General features: G+C 33.2%; 14 protein-coding genes. 7 read left to right on the forward strand and 7 right to left on the reverse strand.

Annotated features, from left to right (window positions below):
• Positions 1–68: 68 nt before the first annotated feature.
• The 7 genes from ABYI63_RS00130 to xrtF form a co-directional block, all read right to left on the reverse strand.
• Positions 69–2,279, reverse strand: coding sequence for a S9 family peptidase (locus ABYI63_RS00130; protein ID WP_372752140.1), 2,211 nt, complete (start codon positions 2,277–2,279; stop codon positions 69–71).
• A 155-nt stretch (positions 2,280–2,434) separates the two neighbouring features.
• Positions 2,435–2,788, reverse strand: a complete 354-nt coding sequence (locus tag ABYI63_RS00135) for a heavy-metal-associated domain-containing protein (RefSeq protein ID WP_372752142.1) — start codon at positions 2,786–2,788, stop codon at positions 2,435–2,437.
• 123 nt (positions 2,789–2,911) lie between these two features.
• On the reverse strand, positions 2,912–5,164 hold the full coding sequence (locus ABYI63_RS00140; protein WP_372752144.1) for a TonB-dependent receptor domain-containing protein: 2,253 nt from the start codon (positions 5,162–5,164) through the stop codon (positions 2,912–2,914).
• 4 nt (positions 5,165–5,168) lie between these two features.
• The gene (locus tag ABYI63_RS00145) at positions 5,169–7,664 is read right to left on the reverse strand and encodes a heavy metal translocating P-type ATPase (protein ID WP_372752146.1); all 2,496 of its coding nucleotides are present in this window, start codon (positions 7,662–7,664) and stop codon (positions 5,169–5,171) included.
• A gap of 99 nt (positions 7,665–7,763) precedes the next feature.
• Positions 7,764–8,171: a hypothetical protein gene (locus ABYI63_RS00150; protein WP_372752148.1), complete on the reverse strand. Its 408-nt coding sequence runs from the start codon at positions 8,169–8,171 to the stop codon at positions 7,764–7,766.
• Between the two features lie 58 nt (positions 8,172–8,229).
• On the reverse strand, positions 8,230–8,658 hold the full coding sequence (locus tag ABYI63_RS00155; protein ID WP_372752150.1) for an exosortase F system-associated protein: 429 nt from the start codon (positions 8,656–8,658) through the stop codon (positions 8,230–8,232).
• Positions 8,651–9,262 (reverse strand): exosortase family protein XrtF, encoded by a 612-nt coding sequence (gene xrtF, locus ABYI63_RS00160; RefSeq protein WP_372752152.1) that lies wholly within the window; start codon positions 9,260–9,262, stop codon positions 8,651–8,653. The genes ABYI63_RS00155 and xrtF overlap by 8 nt, the downstream gene beginning before the upstream one ends.
• A gap of 36 nt (positions 9,263–9,298) precedes the next feature.
• On the opposite strand from xrtF, the gene ABYI63_RS00165 reads away from it, so the two are divergent.
• The 7 genes from ABYI63_RS00165 (at position 9,299) to ABYI63_RS00195 (ending at position 16,501) form a co-directional block, all read left to right on the forward strand.
• Positions 9,299–9,757 (forward strand): GAF domain-containing protein, encoded by a 459-nt coding sequence (locus ABYI63_RS00165; protein WP_372752154.1) that lies wholly within the window; start codon positions 9,299–9,301, stop codon positions 9,755–9,757.
• A gap of 123 nt (positions 9,758–9,880) precedes the next feature.
• Positions 9,881–11,413, forward strand: coding sequence for a bifunctional phosphoribosylaminoimidazolecarboxamide formyltransferase/IMP cyclohydrolase (purH, locus tag ABYI63_RS00170; RefSeq protein ID WP_372752156.1), 1,533 nt, complete (start codon positions 9,881–9,883; stop codon positions 11,411–11,413).
• Positions 11,414–11,614: 201 nt separating this feature from the next.
• Positions 11,615–11,785, forward strand: coding sequence for a hypothetical protein (locus ABYI63_RS00175; RefSeq protein ID WP_372752158.1), 171 nt, complete (start codon positions 11,615–11,617; stop codon positions 11,783–11,785).
• Between the two features lie 379 nt (positions 11,786–12,164).
• On the forward strand, positions 12,165–13,193 hold the full coding sequence (locus ABYI63_RS00180) for a rod shape-determining protein (RefSeq protein ID WP_372752160.1): 1,029 nt from the start codon (positions 12,165–12,167) through the stop codon (positions 13,191–13,193).
• A gap of 11 nt (positions 13,194–13,204) precedes the next feature.
• Positions 13,205–14,029, forward strand: coding sequence for a rod shape-determining protein MreC (gene mreC / locus ABYI63_RS00185; RefSeq protein WP_372752162.1), 825 nt, complete (start codon positions 13,205–13,207; stop codon positions 14,027–14,029).
• The gene (locus ABYI63_RS00190; protein ID WP_372752164.1) at positions 14,022–14,528 is read left to right on the forward strand and encodes a rod shape-determining protein MreD; all 507 of its coding nucleotides are present in this window, start codon (positions 14,022–14,024) and stop codon (positions 14,526–14,528) included. Before mreC ends, ABYI63_RS00190 begins: the two co-directional genes overlap by 8 nt.
• Complete coding sequence (locus ABYI63_RS00195; protein WP_372752166.1) at positions 14,525–16,501, forward strand: peptidoglycan D,D-transpeptidase FtsI family protein; 1,977 nt, start codon at positions 14,525–14,527, stop codon at positions 16,499–16,501. The genes ABYI63_RS00190 and ABYI63_RS00195 overlap by 4 nt, the downstream gene beginning before the upstream one ends.
• Position 16,502: the final 1 nt, after the last annotated feature.

Raw genomic sequence — 16,502 nt, forward strand, 5'->3', positions numbered from 1 at the left:
ATTAAAAAGTTTATATTGTTTAGACTATTACTATAACAAAAAGTTTAATCTGCAAACGTTTTTACAATTTACCTAGCTCCTGGAGGGCAATAGGTTTTCAGATAATTAGTAAACAAGGTTTTTAAATGTTCCGTAGTTCCTTCACCTTCACGAATTCCGTGAGTACGATTTGGATAAGGCATAAATTGAAATTGTTTATTGTACTTTACCAACTCATTAACTAAAATTTCTGCGTTTTGGTAGTGTACATTATCATCTCCCGTGCCATGAATGTATAATAAGTTTCCTTTCAGGTTTTCAGCATGTGTTATTGCCGAACCATTTACGAAATCTTGCATATTTTCTTGTGGCAAGCCCATGTAACGTTCTTGGTAAATATTATCGTAAGTCAATAAATTTGTAATAGCCGCAATTGAAATACCTGTTTTATAAATTTCAGGGTACTGAAACAATAAATTTAGCGTAGTAGATCCACCTCCACTGTGCCCCCAAACCGCAATACGTTCTGGATCAACGAAATCCCATTTCAAAATTTCTTTGGCCGCCAATGCTTGATCTTTTATGTTTATTTTTCCAATATTTCTATAGATACTTTTTCTCCATTCGCGACCTTTGGGAGCAGGTGTTCCTCGGTTGTCTAAAGACATATAAATATAACCGTCATCAGCCATACTGCCGTTATAATTTCTGTTATTTCCAGCACCATAAGTATCATTTACAGTAGTTGTTGCAGGTTCAGAATACACATAAAAAACAACTGGATACTTTTTGGTAGCGTCAAAATTTGTTGGTTTCACCATCCACCCGTCCATTTCAACACCTTCAGAAGTGGTTACTTTAAAGAATTCTACCTTAGGAGTTTCTGTTAATTTAGAAATATTAGCTTCAATACCATTTTCAGGGTTTATAGGCTCATGGTTTGATAACGAAATTAGCTCTGAAGCTGGTTTTGTAAAGTGATTTGAAAATGAATGTATGGCAAACGCTCCTGTTGGTGATACATTGTAGCTATGCGTACCTTGCAGTGCTTTTGGACTCATCAATTCTAATTTACCTTTCCCATTTAATTTGGTTCTATATAAATAACTTTGAGTCGCATTTTCCGGAGATGCCATAAAATACACATAACCTTTTTTAGTATCTATAAATGATAAATCGGTAAAATCGTAATCTCCTTTCGTTATTAATTGTTCCTTTCTCCCTTCTAAAGATACATTATACAAGTGCCTCCATCCATCTTTTTCACTTGCCCATAAAATATTTTTACCCTCGTTGTACCAGATAAAATTATTGGTAAAATCTACAGTATAACTATTTCCTGCTTGGTAAATATCTACCCAGGCAGTATCTTTTTCTTCATGAATTACTTTTGAAGCTCCCGTTTTAGGCTCTGCAATAAATAATTTACTGTGGTTTTGTTTTCTGTTTAATTGTTGAATTAACAATTTTTCGGTAGAAGGAATAAACTCCATACGCACTAAATAATTTTGACGCACATCTCCTGGTATATTCATCCATGTGGTTTTTGCATCTTCAACATTAACAACACCTACTTTACAAGCTGATGGTGGTTCTCCTACTTTAGGATATTCTAAAGGCACTAATTCAGAATAAATAGCATCCGTATTGTTAATCATGTAGAATGTTTTAGTGTCGCTCGCATCAATTTGCCAAAAGGCAATCGATTTACTATCTGGACTCCAACGAAAACCATCACGGCAAGCAAATTCTTCTTCATAAACCCAGTCAAATGTTCCGTTAATTAAGGTTTTAGTACCATCGGTGGTTAATGCTTTAATTTTTGAAGTGCTTAAATCTTCAACATATATATTATTATTACTTACATAAGCAGCCAATGTGCCATCAGGAGATATTTTAGCAAACATAAGTGATGATTCTGGCAGGGTTTTACCTAATTGCTGTAAAGCTCCTGTTGCCAAATTCAGCACCCAATAATCCCCTTTTGTATGAATACGCCAAACACGTTTAGTATTTGTAAATAATAATACTTTTTGCTCATCTTCTGAAAATTTAAAATAACTAACGGAAAGTGGTTGTTCGCTTTTTGCTGGCGTTAATTGTTCTTTTGATATTAACACTTTGGCATCGTTATTAGGTAATGTGTATTGAACAATACCTTCACTTTGAATTCGGTAATATGATTTACCATCATTTGACCATTTGAAGCCGCCTTGCGAAAAACTTTGTAACGAAAAAGCAATTAAAAACCCTAAAATTAAGATCGATTTTAATCTAAATTGAAATTTGAAAATGAACATGTAATGTATTTTAATAAGATAAGTTTATTTTGAAAAATATAATTCTCGAATTTAATATTTTAATTGAAATCTGAAACTGTTTGCAAAGTGTTTAACAGATTCTTATGATATATATAAAAAGAAACCCAAACTTATAGGTCTGGGTTTCTTTATAATTACTCGTTATGGTCATCTACTACATTAGTATCTCTGTATTTACAACAAGGGTGCAGCGATTCATAAGCTTGGGTAGTGGCCTTTAAATCTTTTGTATCATGACCAACAGCTGCCACACTATTTTTTATTGTTTTTAAATCTGTTTTTCTAGCATCGTATATCAATTTCAATTCATGTGTTTTCACATCCCAAATAGCACTTTTTACACCTTTAGTGCCAAAACATGCTTTTTCAATTCTAGATTTACACATTAAACAAACGCCATCGACCTCTAGCGATGCTTTTTCATTCTTGTTTTGCGCGAAAGTTACTGTTGAAATTAATACCGTTAATACAATTATTAGTTTTTTCATTTTTATTGTTTTTTTTTGTCAAGTCGAGCAAAGTCGACACTTATTATTTATTCAATGTTAATTTTCTTTTTACCAGGACAACACAAATAATTTATTAAATATTCGAATATTTGTGGTTAATTATTATTTTATTTTAAACCTTAAACCCGCATAATACATACTTCCAAAAATTGGGCCATATACAAATGTGGTATCAAAATAAGAACCAAACGGATCGTCCGAACCCAAAATTGGGTTGCTTTGCCTCACAATAGTTACATTTTCACCGCCTAAATATAATTCAAATTTTGGAGAAAATACTTTGGTAATTTGCATGTTGAGTGTTGCCAGTTTGGGTGTTTTATCATCCAACTGATAAGCTAATGGATTTGTATCAGTTGCTGAAAAACGCTGTGCTCCCAACCAGTTGAAGGTTGCATCAAACTTCCAATGTGCATTCGTATTTTCACGCAACGGGGTTTCATAAGAAGCATTTGCAAATAATCGGTGTTTAGGTGTTAATGGTTTTTCTAATTCTCCCGATTGATACTGTGTTTTCACTTCGTAGAACTTATATGCTAATCGCAAATCGAAAGTAGTAAATACATTATAATTTACTTCTGTTTGAAAACTGTTGGCAAAACTTTTACCTTCAAGATTATAAAAATTAACCTCCTGTGGATTTTCATAATCTACCACTACTTGATTTATGAAATCTGTTTTATAAAAATCAAAAGTGATATCAGCTTTTCTTCCGAAAAGATTAAATCCCTGCAAATAAGACACGCCGTAATTCCAAGCAATTTCAGGATCTAAACCATAAATTTTTCCTGTAGTATTCAAAATATTTATAGACCTAGACGTAGCAAATATATTCTGGTTTTCAGCAAAAATATTTGCACTACGCTTTCCTCTACCTACAGAAGCCCTAAAGGCCGACTTTTCCCAAGGGGTATAACGGGCATGAAATCTGGGCGTTATAAAAGTACCTAATAAATTATGACTATCAATACGTACACCTGCTGTTAGGTTTAGCTTATCCAAATCATCATAATTATACTCAAAAAATGCACCAACCGAACGCTCTATTCTTTCATAATCAGAATCTAGGTTTGGTGTTACCAAAAATTCATCATAATGATCGTATGTAAAATTTAATCCTGTTTTAATTTTATGGCGAGAATCGCTGATAATAGAATTATATATAGCATTAGAATACAAGCTATTGTGTGAAATATCATATTGTTTCAATCCAAAGTATGATTCTTGTTTATGACCACTGAATGCCGATTGCAAACTAATACTTTGCCAAGGAATTTCGGGATTTACATATCCTAATTTGGCCGACACTTCGTAGCGCTCAGTACTAATTTCGCTTCCCCAAGCGTTTGTAGTTAATTTATCGGTTTTCGGATCGAAATCAAGTTCACCAGTTTGTTTTTTATCATTTAGGTATTTCAAATTAATAAAACTTAAAATTCCTTTTTCGGGATTGGTGTATTGCCAACGGTTCATCACATTTACTTGGTCGTACTGTGGCATATCTAAAAATCCATCATCATTAACATCGTGCACACCATGATGAGTATTTCCATGTATGTAAAAACCCGTATCCCATTTATCGCTAACTTTAGTGTTTATATGCGTATTTAATTCCATACGCTCGCTACTTGCAGCATACAGATTTACAAACAACTTGTCGTCCATAGAAGGTTTAACTAATTCTGCATTAATTTGTCCTGCAATACTTTCATAACCATTAACAACACTTCCGGCTCCTTTAGTAATTTGAATACTTTCCACCCATGTACCAGGTATAAAACTTAAACCGTAAGCTTGTGAAGCACCGCGGATGGAGGGTATATTCTCAGTTGCTATTAAAATATACGGGGTTGTTAAACCTAACATTTTTATTTGTCGGGTACCAGTAACGGCATCGGCAAAATTCACATCGATAGACGGATTGGTTTCAAAACTTTCAGATAAATTACAACAAGCTGCTTTAAGTAATTCATCACTACTAACCGTAAAAGTATTTGTTGCTTGCAAATACGATTTTGCTGTAGTTTGTTTTCTAGATGTTACTGTAACAGCATCCAAATTATCTAATGGTTTCAACCAATGATTAACCATTTTAGGCTGTCTAATTGTTATCGTGTCTGTTTTAAATCCAACATAACTGATAACCAATTTACTGTTTTGCTTTGAGTAAGGAATTATAAACTTCCCATCAATATTAGTTACTGTTCCAATACTGGTATTTAACCAATATACGTTAGCTCCTGCTAAACCGATACGTTCATTATTATCATTTGCCTCCATAATCATCCCATTAATTCTGTCTTGGGAAGTCATAAAAAAAGGAAGCATTAGTACTATATATAATATGTTTTTCATTATTCTATTCAATATTTATTTTTCTTAAACGAAGTGCATTGGCTATTACCGATACCGAACTAAAACTCATGGCTACGGCAGCTAACATAGGGGAAAGTAATAACCCGAAAAACGGAAACAAAACGCCTGCGGCAATTGGTATTCCCAAACTATTATAAAAAAGTGCAAAAAATAAATTTTGTTTTATATTCTTCATTGTTTCTACACTGAGATTATGAGCTTTTACAATACCGTGCAAATCGCCTTTAACCAATGTAATGGATGCACTTTCAATAGCTACATCGGTTCCTGTGCCCATAGCAATACCTACGTCACTCTTTGCTAAAGCTGGAGCATCATTAATACCGTCACCGGCCATAGCTACTACAGCTCCTTCGTTTTGTAACCTTTCTACTTCTTTAAGTTTGTCTTCAGGAAGCACCTCTGCTCTAAATTCTTCCAATTTAAGTTCTGAAGCTACTGCTTTCGCGGTTTCTTCGTTATCTCCTGTAAGCATAATAACCTTAAGACCTTTTTCGTGTAGCTGTGCGATTGCCCGCTTGCTAGTTTCTTTTATTTTATCGCTAATAACCACATAGCCCATCAAATTACCTTCTACGGCCAACATAGGAACTGTTTTTCCTAATTTTTGGTACGCTACTATTTCTTCTTTTAATTTATTAGAGATTGTTACCCCTGAATCCCTCATTAATTGGTCATTACCAAGCACTACTTTCTTCGATTCAATAAAACCGCTCACGCCTTTTCCTGTTACAGAAGTGAAATTGCTAACCTTTAGGCCTACTTCATTCTGTTCCTTACCATATTTAACAGTGGCTTCTGCAATGGGATGCTCGCTTAATGTGTTTAAAGAAATTATGTATTGCAAAACCTTTTTGTGGTTAAAACCTTCGGAAACTTCAGCAACCGTCTCAACCGATGGTTTACCTTCTGTAATGGTTCCCGTTTTGTCAATAATTACCACATTTATTTTATTTAATTTTTCCAGTGCTTCAGCATTCTTAATTAAAACTCCGGCTTTTGCTCCTTTTCCCACTCCAACCATAACAGACATAGGAGTTGCCAAGCCCAAAGCGCAAGGACAGGCAATAATTAGTACTGCAATGGCATTTACCAAGGCATAAACATAGGATGGTTCGGGACCAAAAATTTTCCAAACAAAAAATGTTATGATTGAAATGATTACTACTACTGGTACAAAATAACCTGAAATTTTATCCGCCAACTTTTGAATTGGAGCTTTACTTCTACTGGCATTATTTACCATGACTATAATTTGAGATAGTAAAGTATCCGCCCCAACTTTTTCTGCCTTCATTAAAAAGGATTGTTTACCGTTAATGGTTCCAGCTTTTACTAAATCGTTTTTAGTTTTTGTAACTGGAATAGGTTCTCCAGTAATCATGGATTCATCAACCGAACTTTCACCTTCAACTATAACACCATCTACAGGTATTCGATCCCCTGGTTTAACTCGTAAAATATTTCCAACAACAATCTTATCAATAGAAATAATCTCTTCTTTACCATTAACCACTTTTACAGCTTTGTTTGGCGCAAGTTTTAATAATTCCTTTACCGCAGAATTTGTTTTACTATGTGCTTTTGCCTCTAGTAATTGTCCTAACATAACTAAAGTTAGAATTACTGTAGCCGCCTCAAAATATACATGTACCGTACCTGTAGCCGTTTTAAATTGCGCGGGAAATAAATCGGGAAAAAGTATTCCAAAAACGCTAAACAACCACGCCACACCAGAACCAATTCCTATAAGGGTAAACATGTTTAAATTCCATGTAAGTACAGATTTATATGCCCTCTTAAAAAACACCCAATTGGCATAAAACACAACTGGAATGGATAGTAAAAACTGTATATAATTCCAATAATTTAGATCTAAAATGTGGTATATGGGATTATTGGGAACCATATCGGACATGGCTATTAAAAATATAGGAACCGTGAAAACTACCGAAATCCAAAACTTATGGAATAGTTTTTTATAGGTTTTTATTTCTTCTGATTCCTCAACTTCAGCGGGTACTAATTCCATCCCGCAGATAGGACATAACCCAAACTCATCCTTTATAATTTCCGGATGCATGGTGCAGGTATATGTAGTTTCAGAATTTTGAACTAGGCTAACTTCTTCTACCAAATCCATTCCGCAAACAGGACAGTCTCCTGGGGCATTATAGGTTTTTTCCCCTTCACACTGCATTGGGCAATAAAACATACCCGTTCCCTTTCCTTTTTTATTTTTTGATTCCGCTAAATTTTTTTTGCTATTATCTTCACCCGGAAGTGAAATAATATAATGATCTCCCAATGCGGCTTGTAGTGCTTCAGTTGCAATATGCTCTTGGGACTCTATTACAGCTTCTGATGTTTCCAAATCTACAGTAGCTTCTAAAACAGCATCCATTGCATTGAGTTTTTTTTCAACGAATGTTCGGCATCCATTACAGGTCATACCTGTAACTGTATATATATGTTTCATTGTAATTGTAATTTTAATTTGATTTAAAAAATTCTTTATCAATTCCGCTAACGACGGAAAATAATAGGAAACTCCCTTTTTTAAAGAGAATGAGTAAAATCAAATTATAAACACTTGGTCTAATACCTGAATATCGGCAACCAAGTTGGGTGGAGAATAATCTTTATGAGGGCTTACCTGTTGAGGTAACCCTTCAAATAAGTTAATAAATGCGTAAGTAAAAGTTGAAATAAAAAGTTGATTCTGAAAGTTTAAATCATCAAAATTTGAAACCTTTAATTCATCTTGCCCCTTTACAAGTTTAATCTCATCTTTACAACACATCATTTTAGTTGTGATCTCTTCTTCAACAGTATCAGTACCACATTTTTGGGCTTCACTAAAAATAGAAACATCAATTAAAATGTCGCCACAGTAATGCTTTTCAAAAGTAAAAGATACTGTTGAAAACAAAACCAGCAATGCCAAAAGCACGGAAAAACTTTTATGTAAAAAATGTTTTATCACACCTCAAAAGTACAAAAAATTAAAAACATTGACATTCATTTACTAAATGATTAACATTTTAGGTTTTAATTTTGTTGTAGTAAAATGCAGGAAGTAAAAGAATTAAGATAATTGGCTGAATTAAAAATCGACGTAAATTGAAGAACAGATAGTAATCTTCTTGCCTCGGGTTCACTACAAAATACAAGTAAATTCCAATTAATAAAACAAATGAAACAGCGTATATGAGCGCTGAAAATTTAAGCATGCTTTTATCTTTAAAAACTACATACAGTATCCCAAGGGAAATAACTGTATTTAAAAGATAGCGGAGTGAAGTAAATAAGGTTACTTTAAACACTTCTCGCCTAGGACTGTCAATATATAAGTAATCATTTTGAAAAAATGTTAAATAGGGATCGTAGAACAATTCATCTTCAAAGAAACGGATTAAAATCAACAACCCAAATAACACGAATAACGAGGTAAATTTTATAGCTTTATTCATTGCCTTTCTTCAATTTAGAAAACCGATTCACCCAGAATATCCACAATAAAAACACCATCCCATAAATAATTGCTGGAAAAATTACGCTATGAAAAACCTCTTTTTGATGTGGATAATGATACAAACCGATAGTCAACAACACGATACGAATTAAATTTACAGTATAAATTAAAACACTTCCGGATAAAATATAAAAAAAGGTTGTTTTTAATTTAGAAGCAAAAGCAATGATAAATGAAATAAATAAAATGATAATACTAATGGAATTACAGCCTTCAATAACACGTGCTATATACAAATTATTTACAATCAATTTCATGGAAGGCTCGTCTGCATGTGGTAATACTTTGGCGTTATAATTAAAAGAATTCAATATGGCCTCACTTTGTTTCGCTACTAAATGTGTCATAAAATCAGGATAATACTTACTCCCGTCAGAAAACTGTAGATAAAACTTATACGACACAGAAAGCACAGTATACACCAACAAAAATGTTATAATAAACCTTATAACTAATTTATATTTTACTAAGAGTGCTTTCAAAAATAAAAATGACTTTTTGTTAACATGGTTAAAATTATGCAAAGCAATCATTTTTTTCATACCTTTTAAATACTTTTACCAAAAATTTTGAAATTTATGACCTTTAACGAACTTAAACCGCAAGTGGAATCTATTGTTTTAAATACTGAACAAACGGTAGACCAACGCCTTTTAAATATTTGTGAATTACTTGAAAAACACATAACATATTACAACTGGGTGGGGTTTTATTTTAGGAATGGCAATAAAGAAGAATTAAAACTTGGTCCGTATGTAGGCGCACCAACCGATCATACCATTATTCCGTTCGGTAAAGGAATTTGTGGACAAGTAGCTGTAAGTAATCAAAATTTTGTAGTTCCCGATGTTACTGCCCAAGACAATTATATTGCATGCAGTATCACGGTAAAGGCCGAAATAGTAGTACCTATTTTTGTAAACGGTGAAAACATTGGACAAATTGATATAGATTCGAATACGCCCGATCCGTTTACAGAAGCCGATGAACGCTTCTTAGAGTTTGTTTGTACGCAAGTTGCTACAATGCTTAAGTAAATTCAAGTCTTTTACTTAATAAATTGCTGATTTAAATAAAAAATCGCTTTGTTTTTTGTTTCTTAAAGAGTTGTTTTCTAGTTGAAATAACTACTTTTGCAACTTCAAAATTAGATTTATAAAATGAGCAACGAAAAAACAGTAAAATCTGCATTAATTTCCGTTTTCAGTAAAGATGGATTAGAGCCAATTGTTAGAAAACTAAACGAGCAAGGTGTAACCATTTATTCAACTGGTGGCACTCAAACATTTATTAACGATTTAGGTATTGATGTAGTTCCTGTAGAAGAGGTTACATCTTACCCTTCTATTCTTGGTGGTCGTGTAAAAACTTTGCACCCAAAAGTATTTGGCGGTATTTTAAACAGACAAAACCATGAAGGCGACATTAAAGAATTAGAGGATTTTGAAATCCCACAAATAGATGTTGTTATTGTTGACTTGTATCCATTTGAAAAAACAGTAGCTTCAGGCGCAAGTGCACAAGATATTATTGAAAAAATCGATATTGGAGGTATATCTTTAATTCGAGCAGCAGCAAAAAACTTTGCCGACGTAATTTGTGTAGCTTCTGTTGATGATTATGCTGAGTTTTTAGATTTAATTTCAGAAAATAACGGAAGTATTTCAGAAGAAAACAGAAAACGTTTTGCTGCTAAAGCTTTCAATGTATCATCTCATTACGATACTGCTATTTTTAATTACTTCAACAAAAACAACGAAGAAACTGTTTTAAAAATCAGCGAAACTAAAGGTAATGTATTACGCTACGGTGAAAACCCTCACCAAAAGGGATTCTTCTTTGGCGATTTCGATGCCATGTTTACGAAACTAAACGGTAAAGAACTAAGTTATAATAATTTATTAGATGTTGATGCTGCGGTAAACTTAATAAACGAGTTTAAAGGTGAAGCACCAACATTTGCTATTTTAAAACATAACAATGCTTGTGGTTTTGCACAAAGCAACAGCATCCACCAGGCCTATGTAGATGCTTTAGCTGGCGACCCAGTTTCAGCTTTTGGCGGTGTTTTGATTAGCAATACGGAAATTGATAAAGCAACTGCCGAAGAAATTAGCAGTTTATTCTGTGAAGTTATTATTGCTCCTTCATATAATGCGGAAGCTTTAGAAATTTTAAAAGGAAAGAAAAACAGAATCATTTTAATTTTAAATGATGTTGAATTACCTCAAACTAACGTAAGAAGTTGTTTAAACGGTATTTTAGTTCAGGATAGAAATAATGTTACCGACACCATTGAAGGTTTAAGATATGTTACAAATACAAAACCATCACAAAACGATTTAGAAGATTTAATATTTGCCTCAAAAATATGTAAGCATACTAAATCGAATACTATCGTTTTAGTGAAAAACAAAAAATTATTGGCCAGCGGAACAGGACAAACAAGCCGTGTAGATGCTTTAGAGCAAGCCATTCATAAAGCAAAAACATTTAAATTCGATTTAAACGGTGCTGTTATGGCGAGTGATGCATTTTTCCCATTTCCTGACTGTGTAGAAATTGCTAAAAATGCAGGAATTACATCTGTAATTCAACCAGGAGGTTCAATAAAAGACCAATTAAGTATTGATTATTGTAACGAAAATAATGTAGCTATGGTAATGACTGGAACACGTCATTTCAAACACTAATCAAATTACACCTCATTTAATAAAAAGAGCACTATAACAATAGTGCTCTTTTCTTTTTGGAATTAATAGCATTATCATTTCTACTTAAACTCATTTTAAATACAGCTTAGTTCTCACAATTATATAACCGTCCCTCTGAAACTCACTAGGTCTCCATCCGATTAAAAAAGATTCAATTTTTTATTAGCCTTAATATAAATTGTGGCTTCTTCCATTTTTTCCGCTACAATTACAACAACACTAGAATCTGCCGAAAGCAATGGTTTTACTGCAGATTTGATTAAAGATGCTATAATATCGCACTTTTCTAAATTTAAAATTATAACCAGCAAAGCAGCTTCTGATATTAATAATTTTCTCCTATTTACATAGATTTATTTTTGAAATATTAATCCAGAGTTGAACAAAGTGGATTCATCATTTGAAATGATTTTCCAAAAAACATATTCAAAGTGACGGCAAAAGGTTTTGTGTTAAAAAAAAGGAAACAGAAAGCGTTGAAATGACGTGAAGGAACAAAAAAAGTAATTAATCTTTATTTTATAATTTAACATACAATCAATAGAACAACCACAATTCCAAGCAGTTGAATTAAAACAAAAGAAAAAGTCCACATAAAATTGCACTTTTTAACAAAACCAAACGTTAGATAAAATTAATTATACAAGTAAACATAATAAACGCTTATATTTTATTTAGATTTATTACTTTTACACATTCGTTTTAAAACTTCTAATACTAGTTACAGCTTATGGACTTTTTTGACTTCCTAACCGAAGAAATTGCAATAGATTTAGGTACTGCAAATACTCTTATAATACATAATGACAAAGTTGTTGTTGATGCGCCTTCCATAGTCGCACGCGACAGAGTTTCTGGTAAAATTATTGCTGTTGGTCAGGAAGCCAGCTTAATGCAAGGTAAAACCCATGAAAACATTAAAACCATTCGCCCGCTAAAAGATGGTGTTATTGCCGATTTTGATGCATCAGAGCAAATGATAAGTATGTTTATTAAAAACATACCTGCACTAAAAAAGAAATTTTTCACGCCTGCTTTACGTATGGTGGTTTGTATCCCTTCTGGTATTACCGAAGTAGAAATGCGTGCGGTAAAAGAAAGTGCCGAGCGTGTTAATGGTAAAGAAGTATATTTAATACACGAACCAATGGCTGCAGCTATTGGTATTGGTGTTGATATCATGCAACCTAAAGGTAATATGGTTGTGGACATAGGAGGTGGTACTACCGAAATAGCAGTAATTGCTCTTGGTGGTATTGTGTGCGATAAATCGGTTAAAATTGCTGGTGATGTTTTCACTAATGATATTGTTTATTATATGCGTACACAACACAACTTATATGTAGGAGAACGCACTGCTGAAAAAATAAAAATACAAATTGGTGCCGCAACCGAAGATTTAGATCTTCCTCCAGAAGATATGAGTGTTCAAGGACGTGATTTACTTACCGGTAAACCAAAACAAGTATCAATATCTTTTAGAGAAATTGCAAAAGCTTTAGATAAGTCTATCTTACGAATTGAGGATGCTGTTATGGAAACCTTATCTCAAACACCTCCAGAATTAGCTGCCGATATTTACAATACAGGTATTTATTTAGCAGGTGGTGGTTCCATGTTAAGAGGTTTGGATAAACGTTTATCGCAAAAAACTGACCTTCCTGTGTATATCGCCGAAGATCCTTTAAGAGCCGTTGTAAGAGGAACTGGTATCACACTTAAAAATTTAGCTAAATACAAAAGTGTTTTGATTAAATAGGCTTATAAAACATGCAACAGATTATTAACTTTGTAATAAGAAACAAAAACTTTTTGTTATCCTTGTTGCTGTTTTCTATATCCTTAGTTTTCACTATACAAACGCACTCGTATCATAAAAGTAAGTTTTTTAATTCTGCTAATTTTTTAACTGGAGGTATTTACAATTCTATAAATAACTTTACCGGCTATTTGAATTTAAAATCTCAAAACCAAGTACTAGCGGAAGAGAATAGTCGGCTAAAAATGCTTTTGTTTAATTCGGAAAGCAAAAAGGACTCCATCTATTTAGATACTGTTTCCTATAGCGGAACTTACAAATTTACATTAGCAAATGTTACAAGAAACACCTATTCTGGTGCCAACAATATTTTACTTTTAAACAAAGGGAGATCTGATGGTTTAAAACAAGATTTAGGCGTAATCAGTTCTAAAGGAATTGTTGGTATTATTGATCGTACAAGTAAACGTTACGCTACCGTAATATCAGTTTTGAATACCGTAAATAAAATTAGTGCGCAGTTAAAAAAAACTAATCATTTTGGAACCTTATATTGGGATGCCAAATCGCCTTATTTTATTCAGTTAATTGATATTCCTAAAATAGCACCCGTTAAAAAAGGGGATACAATTATAACCTCAGGACGTTCTTCAATTTTCCCAAAAGGGATACCTATTGGAACAATTCATAATTATAAATTGGATGCTGCTCAAAATTATTATGAAATAAACATTAAGCTATTTAATGACATGACCAATCTTGAGCATGTTTACGCTATAGAAAACATTGATACTGAAGAAATAAATAATTTACTAACACCAAAAGTGGATGAATAATTCAGTGTTTATACATATTGTGCGCTTTGTTTCACTGGCTTTAATGCAGTCTTTGGTGTTTAACAATATTAACTTTTTAGGATATATCAATCCATATGCCTACATCATGTTTATTGCGCTGTTTCCTGTAAAGAACAATCGCCTAATTATCATATTATTAAGTTTTTTTTTAGGACTTACAATCGACTTTTTTTCTGATACCGGAGGAATTCATGCCGCAGCCTGCGTGTTTATTGCCTACATCAGACCAGTATTACTTAAGTTCTCCTTTGGTGTTATTTATGAACATCAAACCATAAAATTTAACACTGTTGAATTTGGTGAAAAATTAACCTATTTAACTTTACTTACATTTATTCATCACTTTGTTTTATTTTATTTAGATTTTTTTAGTGCTTCAAAAATAATTTTAGTGCTTCAAAAAACACTATTCTCAAGTATTTTTACTATTTTATTAATCTTAGTAATAACAATTATTTTTAGTAAAAAATCTAAATGAGACGATTCTTACTTGTTGGCGCTATAGCCTTTGCTGGTATCATATTCATATTAAGACTATTTTATCTTCAGGTTTATGATGGTAGGATAGACGATATTTTTAGTGATAATGCTCTAAGAAAAGTATATGACTACCCAAAAAGAGGCTTTGTTTTTGATAGATACGGTGAGCTTTTGGTTTCCAACCAACCATCCTACGACGTTATGTTTATTCCGCGGGAAGTAAAACCCTTGGACACCTTAGAATTTTGCAGGCTCTTAAAAATTGATAAAGAGCGATTTAAAACTATTTATGAAAAAGCCTATCATTACTCACCTTGGCTACCATCTGTTTTTATTCCTCATTTATCAAAAGAAGATTATGCTAGTTTACAGGAGAAAATGCGAAAATTTGAAGGCTTTTATATTCAAAAGCGTTCTTTAAGACATTACGAGACTTCTATTGGAGCCAATGTTTTAGGTGATATTGGTGAAGTAAATGATGCTATAATTGAAAGAGACCCTTATTATAGAATGGGTGATTTAATAGGAAAACAAGGCGTAGAAATTTCATATGAAAAAACATTAAGAGGCGTAAAAGGTCTTAAAGTTATTCAAAAAGACCGTTTTAATAGGGATTTAGGACCCTATAAGGACGGGATTTATGATACGCTTCCAAAACCTGGAAGTGACATTACCATTACTATCGATGCTAAGTTGCAGGCTTATGGGGAATTGTTAATGTCCAACAAACACGGTGGTATTATAGCAATTGAACCAAGTAGTGGTGAAATTTTATCTATGGTTTCAACCCCAACCTACAATCCTAATTTATTGGTGGGAAGAGATCGTTCTAAGAACTTTTCAAAACTATATAACGATAGTATTAATAAGCCTTTATATGACCGTGGACTTCAAGCCATGTACCCTCCAGGTTCTCCGTTTAAAATTTTAAATGCCCTTATTGGTCTACAAGAAGAAGTTGTAACCACCGAAGATCGTTTTTACTGCAACCATGGCTATAGTTATGGTGGCAGAAAAATGGGATGTCACGGTCACCCTAGTCCGTTGGCTATGAATGGCGGTATTTATAACTCATGCAATGCCTACTTTGCAAATGTTTACCGACGCATTATCGACAAACATAAAAATCCAGCAAAAGGTTTAGATATTTGGAGTAACCATGTTAAAAGTTTCGGCTTAGGTGATTACCTAAATAACGATTTATCGGTAGGACAACCTGGTAAAATACCAACTAGTAAAACTTACGACCAATTGTATGGGAAAAACAGGTGGGGAAGCACATTTAATTTATCAAACTCTATTGGTCAAGGTGAAGTTTTAACAACCCCTATCCAGTTAGCAAATATGACGGCTGCTATTGCCAATCGTGGATACTATTATACACCTCATATCATAAAACATATTGAAGGCCAAACTATAGATGAAAAATACACCACACCACACCATACAACAATAGACAAGAAGCATTTTGAACCTATAGTACAAGGTATGTTTGATGTTTATAATTACGGTACAGCATCAGGCGTGCGAATTAATGGTATTGAAATTTGTGGAAAAACAGGTACTGCCGAAAACTTTGTAAAAGTAAACGGCCAGCGTATGCAGCTTACCGACCATTCCATTTTCATAGCATTTGCTCCCAAGGACGACCCTAAAATTGCATTGGCAGTTTTTGTTGAAAACGGGTATTGGGGAGCGCGATTTGCTGGAAAAATTGCGAGTTTAATGATTGAAAAATACTTAACTGATACTATTACCAGAGTTGACATGGAAGACTACCTTCTTAAACACACACTGGAACACGAATATGCAAAACCATATTCTGGGAAACCTTTTGGAATTAACAAGAACACCACATTGGAACAAATTAGTGAACCAGAATATTTAGAACTTAAAGAACTACTAAAACAACTAAATAAGAAATCCAGAGATCCTAAAGTAATTAAGAAAAATCAAGGACTTAATTTATAAA

Source organism: Mariniflexile sp. (assembly GCF_041583155.1).
Taxonomy (GTDB): Bacteria; Bacteroidota; Bacteroidia; order Flavobacteriales; family Flavobacteriaceae; genus Mariniflexile.

What these genes read in the sequence shown, in the direction of transcription:
- ABYI63_RS00145 (WP_372752146.1), bottom strand. Translation starts at nt 7,664, where the DNA reads ATGAAACATATATATACAGTTACAGGTATGACCTGTAATGGATGCCGA.
- mreC (WP_372752162.1), top strand. Translation starts at nt 13,205, where the DNA reads ATGCAACAGATTATTAACTTTGTAATAAGAAACAAAAACTTTTTGTTA.
- ABYI63_RS00180 (WP_372752160.1), top strand. Translation starts at nt 12,165, where the DNA reads ATGGACTTTTTTGACTTCCTAACCGAAGAAATTGCAATAGATTTAGGT.
- xrtF (WP_372752152.1), bottom strand. Translation starts at nt 9,262, where the DNA reads ATGAAAAAAATGATTGCTTTGCATAATTTTAACCATGTTAACAAAAAG.
- ABYI63_RS00165 (WP_372752154.1), top strand. Translation starts at nt 9,299, where the DNA reads ATGACCTTTAACGAACTTAAACCGCAAGTGGAATCTATTGTTTTAAAT.
- ABYI63_RS00140 (WP_372752144.1), bottom strand. Translation starts at nt 5,164, where the DNA reads ATGAAAAACATATTATATATAGTACTAATGCTTCCTTTTTTTATGACT.
- ABYI63_RS00135 (WP_372752142.1), bottom strand. Translation starts at nt 2,788, where the DNA reads ATGAAAAAACTAATAATTGTATTAACGGTATTAATTTCAACAGTAACT.
- ABYI63_RS00190 (WP_372752164.1), top strand. Translation starts at nt 14,022, where the DNA reads ATGAATAATTCAGTGTTTATACATATTGTGCGCTTTGTTTCACTGGCT.
- ABYI63_RS00155 (WP_372752150.1), bottom strand. Translation starts at nt 8,658, where the DNA reads ATGAATAAAGCTATAAAATTTACCTCGTTATTCGTGTTATTTGGGTTG.
- ABYI63_RS00130 (WP_372752140.1), bottom strand. Translation starts at nt 2,279, where the DNA reads ATGTTCATTTTCAAATTTCAATTTAGATTAAAATCGATCTTAATTTTA.
- purH (WP_372752156.1), top strand. Translation starts at nt 9,881, where the DNA reads ATGAGCAACGAAAAAACAGTAAAATCTGCATTAATTTCCGTTTTCAGT.
- ABYI63_RS00195 (WP_372752166.1), top strand. Translation starts at nt 14,525, where the DNA reads ATGAGACGATTCTTACTTGTTGGCGCTATAGCCTTTGCTGGTATCATA.